Source organism: Pseudomonas sp. R62 (assembly GCF_000257605.1).
GTDB classification, from domain to species: Bacteria; Pseudomonadota; Gammaproteobacteria; order Pseudomonadales; family Pseudomonadaceae; genus Aquipseudomonas; species Aquipseudomonas atacamensis.
Genome location: NZ_JH635999.1, coordinates 1,335,946 through 1,340,306 on the forward strand (window position 1 = coordinate 1,335,946; position 4,361 = coordinate 1,340,306).

The 4,361-nt window shown below is 59.8% G+C and carries 5 protein-coding genes and 1 pseudogene; all 6 read right to left on the minus strand.

Going from position 1 to position 4,361, the window contains the following annotated elements:
* Positions 1-732, minus strand: a pseudogene (locus OQK_RS31695) (hypothetical protein); the annotation flags it as partial.
* A 45-nt stretch (positions 733-777) separates the two neighbouring features.
* Positions 778-1,524, minus strand: coding sequence for a hypothetical protein (locus OQK_RS24150; RefSeq protein WP_038861672.1), 747 nt, complete (start codon positions 1,522-1,524; stop codon positions 778-780).
* A gap of 43 nt (positions 1,525-1,567) precedes the next feature.
* Positions 1,568-2,248: a C39 family peptidase gene (locus tag OQK_RS24155; RefSeq protein ID WP_016774682.1), complete on the minus strand. Its 681-nt coding sequence runs from the start codon at positions 2,246-2,248 to the stop codon at positions 1,568-1,570.
* Positions 2,249-2,314: 66 nt separating this feature from the next.
* Positions 2,315-3,313 (minus strand): hypothetical protein, encoded by a 999-nt coding sequence (locus tag OQK_RS24160; protein ID WP_016774683.1) that lies wholly within the window; start codon positions 3,311-3,313, stop codon positions 2,315-2,317.
* Between the two features lie 73 nt (positions 3,314-3,386).
* Positions 3,387-3,959 carry a hypothetical protein gene (locus tag OQK_RS24165; protein WP_016774684.1) on the minus strand — a complete coding sequence of 191 codons (573 nt, stop codon included), beginning with the start codon at positions 3,957-3,959 and terminating at the stop codon, positions 3,387-3,389.
* A 1-nt stretch (position 3,960) separates the two neighbouring features.
* A partial coding sequence (locus OQK_RS24170; RefSeq protein WP_016774685.1) for a hypothetical protein occupies positions 3,961-4,361 on the minus strand: 401 nt, incomplete at its 5' end.

The following is a 4,361-nucleotide window of genomic DNA, read 5'->3' on the forward strand; positions in this document are numbered from 1 at the left end:
GTAGGCGATACCGAAGTTGACGTCGCCGATGGTTGGATCCTTGGTGACGGTTTCTTCGGTTGTTACGCCAGCCGCGCCCTCGTTGCCGCCGCCGGATTGATACGTCGACTCGCGATAGATCACCGGCACGTTCAGGTCGAACTGCCAGCGGTTATCGAAGTTGTAGCGGCCGGTGAGGTCCAGGGTCCAGGTGTCGGCCTTGATCCGGTCGAGGTTGATGTTGCCCAGGAAGATCGAATCCAGCGCAAGGAAACCGTTGAGGATCAACTGGCGGGTGTCGTAGCGCGAATAGGTCAGGCCGGTTTCCACGCTGAACTTGCCGCCGCCAAAGAAACCGCTGGCTTCGTCATACAGGTTGGAAACGCTCTGTGCCGGTTGTGAATCATCGGCCAGTGATTGACCGTAGGATGCGCCACTGCCCCCGGCAGCGCCTCCCGATGCAGCGGCCGCACCGGTGCCTGTGGCGGCTCCGGCGGCGACGCGATTGCCTTTCATGTCGGACGGCGATTTGGCCAGCCGTTTTGGCGGTGGGGCGGCGGGTGTTTCTTCTACCTGGCGGACCCGTTGTTCAAGTACCGCCAGCGCTTGTTGTTGTTGTTCGTATCGTTGTCTCAGTTCCAGAAGTTCCCGTTTCAGGGCTTCTACATCGGCGTCGGGTGCTGCTTGCAGCATTGCCGCCGGGAGAAGGGTACTCAAACACACTGCAGCACGCAGTGATACTGATCGATACATGAATAAGCCGTCCCTTTAAGCCCAATGATCGAGACTCAGCGTAGTTCAATATCCGATATTGCGTAGGGCCCCGAGTTGGGTCAGGTTGCAATCCAGTGCACCGGCGCTTCTGCCGTTATTGTTAAGTACGACGTTGAGTTGCGTAAGGTTGTTGACCACGTTGGCGCTGCCCAGCAATCGGGTGTTCTGCAGCAGCCCGCCCTGGGCGACCTGTTGCAGTGCCGTGCCCTGGTTGCCGCTGGCCTGAATGGCCATTTGCACGCCACCGCCATTGGCCGAAACCGCGACACTGCCGGCGCCGTTGCTGCCGCTGATGGTCTGCCCGGCGATGAGGGCCTGGCCCTGCGACGGCACCAGTGCCGGGGCCTGACTGGCTTCGCTGACGTTGATCGCGACGTTGTTGTTGGCGGTGTTGCCATCGCCGGCGGCGCGTACGCTCTGCGTTACACCCTGGCTGCTATTGAGGCCGGCGCCGCCGATGACAGAGCCGGTGCCGAGGGTAGGGGTGCTGCCATTGCCCGACTCCTTGATGGTCGAGACGTAGAATTCCGGTTTGACGGTTGCAGCCTGGATCTGCATCGAGGTCGCGGCCCCGATCAAATCGCCGCTGGCGTTGCGCCAGGTGCTGCTCATGACAATGCCGAAGCTGATGACCCGCCCCGGCATGACGTAACGACCGCGCAGCTCGGCGAGCTCCTGGTCCTTGATTTCGATGGGTTTGAATCCGGCATGGGCTAAACCTGACGCACTCGCTGCCAGGCAGGCGGCGGCCAGCCAGTATGAGCTTTTCATCTGCTGCTCCCGGGACATCCAGTCCCATTCTCTAACTCGGCGATTAAAAGAAGTCGCTCTGAATGAACCCGAAATCCATCAATTCCGCATCTTTGACCGGGTTGAAACTGTCCAGCGAGTTCTTCGCCGTCAGCGGCACGGGAGGGCTGCGCAAGGCGTTGGCCTTGTCGTAACCGGGGCCGACGATGGCAAAGACAATGCCGTTCCAACCTTTGACAAAGTCGTCGTGCTTGTAGCGTTTGTGGCCGAGAACCGGGTCACCGATGTAGACCCAATCCTTGTCCGAACGCTGCAGGACAACGAAATGCTTGTAGCCACGAATGTCCATCAGAACCACCACCGGAATGGTCACCGCTTCGAGTTTTTCGGGCGGGATCCGGTAGCCACGGGCACGCATGCCGATGCTTTCTACGTAGCGCTTCATGTCGAGCATGGAGAAACCCTGGGTTCGCACCAGGTCCTGGTCAGCGTTGACCAGCATGCCTTTGATGATGTGCTCCTCATCGACGTCGAGCCAATAGGCCTGGCGCAGGACCGTCGCCAGTGCAGCAGCGCCGCAGCTGAAATCGGTTTTCTGTTCGACGATGTCGGCAAACTTGCGCTCACGAATGCTTTGCACGTCCTTGTAGACCAGCATGCCACCCGGCAGGGCAGCGATCGGCATCTGGGCTGCCTGAGTCAGGCCGCACAGACAAAGCAGAGCGAGGAGGGCAGGAGTCCGCATGATCGAATACGCCTTGTGGAACCTGGGAAAAAAGCCCCGTTGCCGGGGCTTTCGTTTCGATCGCGCTTACATGCAGGCTTTGCAACCTGCGGCGATGGACAGCGAGTTGCTTTGTTGGTTGCCCACACCCGCCGAGACGTTGGCTCCGCCGTTGCCGGAGAAGTTGTTCATCGAGTTGGTCATGTTGGCGTTGTTGACGACTGGAGTTTTCCAGCCATCTTTGGTCAACACTTGTTGGGTGGTGACGCCAGCGAGGCCAAAAGTACCCACGGCTTCGAATTTGGCTTTCTGATCATCGTTGCCGCCATGGCCGCCGCCACGGTTGCCCCAACCGCCGTGGTTGTCGTCTTCGATGGTCGCGGTGCCTTTGGCTTTGAATACGCCAGCGGCTGCGTAAGTACCGGTGAGGGTGTCGGTTTTGTAAGCCTGCACGCCTTTGTTTTCCACGACCAGACCAGTCGAGGACTGGTTGGCAGAGGCAGCGGCCTGCGCTACACGACCACCGGAAACGGCGATGGCGAGGTTGTTTTTCTGTTGGTTGAAGTTGCCGGCGGTCACGTTGATGCCGATGTTGCCGGAACCATTGTTGCCTGCATTGCTGAGCGTGGCGTTGTTGAAGGTGGACGAGTTTTTCACGTAGTTGTTGTTGTTCACCTGAGTCGCGCTCGAGGCAGCAACAGCATTGCCGAAGATGAAGCTTTCGTCAGCGGTGGCCAGTGCAGCAGCGTTGTCCTGCTGGTTGCCGTCGCCAGCGGCGACGTTGGCGCCCATGTTGCCGTTGGAGCCGTTGAGCGAGTCGCTGGCATTGGCGTTGTTCAGGGTGCCCTGGTTTTTCACCACGTTGCCGTCGCTGTTTTGCGCATCGAGTACAGCGGCGCCGGCGCCTGCGGTGATCTGCAGCAGTTGTTCAAGATTCGGACCTTGTGGCTGGCCGTGACCGTTGCCATGTCCATTGCCGTGCCCGTTACCATGATCATTGTCACCACGGCCGCCAGCCTGTGCTGCCATTGCCATCACTGCTGCGAGTGCGAAAACCAGTGGTTTGAGAGCCATTGTAGGTTTCATGGTTGTTTCTCCGTCGTGCTTATTAGTTGGTTAAGTGTTGGGACTTTTCTAATTGCACTGCTTTTTGTTTGGGTCAGTCTGCGACCCGGATGCTCAGGGTGTTAGCCATTCGGTTCCCCACCCCGGCACTCTGGTTCACCTGAATTACCCCGCGGCTGCCGGTGAAGGCCTGATCACTGGTCGTGACCTGGCGACTGCCGATTGAGGTACCAGTTGCTCCTGAGCTCGGTAAAAACGCCACGTTCTGTTGTGAAAGGGCGCTGTCGTCAACGCTCTGCGGGCCGGCACTGATGCTGACGCGCGTGACGTTGGCCATTTGATTGTTGGCACCGGCGCCCTGGTTCACACCGAGGATGCCGTTGCCATTGCTGAAAGAGTTGCCGCCGATATTGGCGCTCGCGTCGATGGCGCGGCTGGCGCGCGTGTCGATGGTTTGCCTGACGTTGGTGGTGGCATGGGCTTCGGTGCCGATGGCAATCGCCTTGGTGTTGGCTTGTTGCATCTGGTCACCGGCAGCCTGGTTGACATTGAAGTTGCCGCGATACTGAACACCGGAATCCTGAATATTGGCCTTGTTCACTGAAGCCGAATCGGCCATGGCGCTGGTGCAGCCGAGCAGGGCGAGAAGCAGCAGGGTGCGATTCATGTCATTGGCCTCCGGCCATGCGAGTCAGAGGCGCCAGCCCGGTGCTCATCGCCCGGTTGACCGTGTTGGAGATCGACGCCCCGGAGCCGCCGCCGCTACCCGTGCGCATACCGGGCAGGCCGTTCTGGTTGGTCAGGGTGTTCATGCCGGGCAGGTTGGAACTGGGCGTGGTCATGTTGCCGCGAATCGATGAGCCGCTGGCGACACTGGCGAAATCACCGTCAGTCAGTTCGGTACTGCTGAGGGTCTGGTTGATCCGCGCCGAAGGGTTGGCGTTGACCGTGGTTGGATAGGGGTCTTTGCCGCCATTGCGACCGATCGCGATGGGTTGAACGTCGCGGTTGAGGACAATCACCCCGTTGCCTTCGGCCTGGGCGCTGACACTGATCAATGCGCTGGCGG

Bases quoted from the DNA above. Each gene is read 5' to 3' on its own strand.
- OQK_RS24150 (WP_038861672.1), bottom strand. From the start codon at position 1,524: ATGAAAAGCTCATACTGGCTGGCCGCCGCCTGCCTGGCAGCGAGTGCG.
- OQK_RS24155 (WP_016774682.1), bottom strand. From the start codon at position 2,248: ATGCGGACTCCTGCCCTCCTCGCTCTGCTTTGTCTGTGCGGCCTGACT.
- OQK_RS24160 (WP_016774683.1), bottom strand. From the start codon at position 3,313: ATGAAACCTACAATGGCTCTCAAACCACTGGTTTTCGCACTCGCAGCA.
- OQK_RS24165 (WP_016774684.1), bottom strand. From the start codon at position 3,959: ATGAATCGCACCCTGCTGCTTCTCGCCCTGCTCGGCTGCACCAGCGCC.